A 426-nucleotide genomic window follows, 5' to 3' on the forward strand; every position below is an offset into this window, starting at 1 on the left:
TCCCGCAGCAGGGACCCGGGATATTTCAGCGCCAGCTGTACAATGCCTTTTTTGCAGGCATCCCAGTCCTCCTCGGTCAGGTAGGTGGTATCCCGGCTGACGGCACTGCGCAGTTCCGCCCCGTGCAGGGTGGAAAGATCCCTGCAGGCCTGCACATCAAAGATGGGGTCGATCAGGGCCAGGGCCTCGGCGTCTTCCACCGGGTCGGCATCCTGTACCAGTGCAGCGGTCTGGTAGCACAGGGCCACCCGCTGGTACAGCCAGGGTTCCACCAGCAGATGGTTGTTGTAGGCATTGCAGGCCAGGGTGCCCGCTACCATCACCGCAGTGCAGACCACCGCCGCAGCGGGGCGCACCAGTTTTTTGAACACCAGCACCGCCAGCAGCACCGGCAGCGCGGCCAGATAATAGATACACTCACTGCGC

General features: G+C 63.1%; 1 protein-coding gene. It reads right to left on the reverse strand.

The features are described from left to right. On the reverse strand, window positions 1–426 hold a 426-nt coding region (locus H6B10_RS15435; protein WP_204652355.1), incomplete at both ends, for a hypothetical protein.

The sequence above is a fragment of the Gemmiger formicilis genome, assembly GCF_016901605.1.
Classification (GTDB): domain Bacteria; phylum Bacillota; class Clostridia; order Oscillospirales; family Ruminococcaceae; genus Gemmiger; species Gemmiger formicilis_B.